Source organism: Luteibacter sp. UNCMF366Tsu5.1, assembly GCF_900119235.1.
Classification (GTDB): domain Bacteria; phylum Pseudomonadota; class Gammaproteobacteria; order Xanthomonadales; family Rhodanobacteraceae; genus Luteibacter; species Luteibacter flocculans.
The window spans coordinates 1-1,225 of record NZ_FPIS01000013.1; the positions used below are offsets into that span (position 1 = coordinate 1).

At 66.5% G+C, this 1,225-nt stretch carries 1 protein-coding gene; it reads right to left on the reverse strand.

Translation table 11 applies throughout. The features are described 5' to 3' along the window. Positions 1 to 1,225 (reverse strand): beta-ketoacyl synthase N-terminal-like domain-containing protein (locus BT115_RS18195; protein ID WP_255369477.1); only part of this gene is annotated, 1,225 nt, incomplete at both ends.

Sequence of the window (1,225 nt, forward strand, 5' to 3'; positions counted from 1 at the left end):
GCCGTGTCGATCGACAGACAGGGGCCTTGCAGGTCGAGAAGGTAAGCCACGCGACCGGCAAGAATCGACGTGGCATTGCCGGTAAAACCTTGCGCCGTGCGCCTTTGTTCGGCCGAAAGCTGCTGGTAATCGGTGTTGGTGACGCCGACGAATACACCGCAACGCGTACCGGCGAGGCTGCGCGGACCATAGGCCGCGTCTTCGAACGCATGCCAGCAGGTCTGCAGGAACAGACGCTGCTGTGGGTCCATGTGCTCCGCTTCCTTCGGCGAAATACTGAAGAACAGCGGATCGAACTGATCGTGACCGTCCAGCGCGCCCATCCAGCGGCTGTTGGTATGACCCGGCTCGGCCGCGCCGGCACGGTAGTAGCGCTCCACCGACCAGCGCGAGGCCGGCACTTCGTCGATGCAGTCGCGACCTTCCGCCAGGTTGCGCCAGAACGCATCGAGATCGTTCGCTTGCGGGAAGCGCCCCGCCATGCCAATGACCGCAATCGCTTCCGGCTCCGCCGTGCGCCGCGTCGCCGCGGTGGCGTGTGGGCGGCGACGCAGGATCGACGGACGCCGCGGCGCATCGGCAAAAGTCGTCGGTGCGTTGGCCGATGCGGCAACATCAACGGCTTCGACCGGTGCCATGGGCTTGACCTGCTCACCCACGTGCCGAGCCATGAGTGCCAGCGTCGGATGGCTGTAGACCCGCGTCGCTTCGATCGCGAGACCGTAGGTCTCGTTGATCCGGCGCACCCAGGTCACGCCGACGATCGAATCCAGGCCGAGATCCACGAACTGTGCCTGTTCGTCGATGTCGTCTTCGGGCATCTGCAGTTCCTGTGCAAGCAGGCGCCGCAAGGTGGTCTTGACGTCCAGGGCAGGTGTCTCGCGCCCCGTCGCAGAGGCCGCCGCTCTCGACGGCGTCGACTTGGGGGCGACGACGGGCATCGTTGCGCTGCCTGAGCCAAATCGACCCTCGATACGCGCGAGCGTTGCCGCGTCGCCGACGAAGGTCTTGTCGTGCATGTCCAACTCGCGCGCGAAGGTCTCATCCACCCGTTCGGCCAGACCCACGTTCCACAATGCCTTGAGCCCGACCAATCGATGCCGTGGGTGCCGCGCCATCCGCGACGCCAGCGCCAGTGCCGCCGGCAACACCTCGGCGCGCGGCAGCACCGCCTCGCCCACGCCACGCTCGCCCAGCGCACGACCCGTGTATTCGCGGGCGCTCA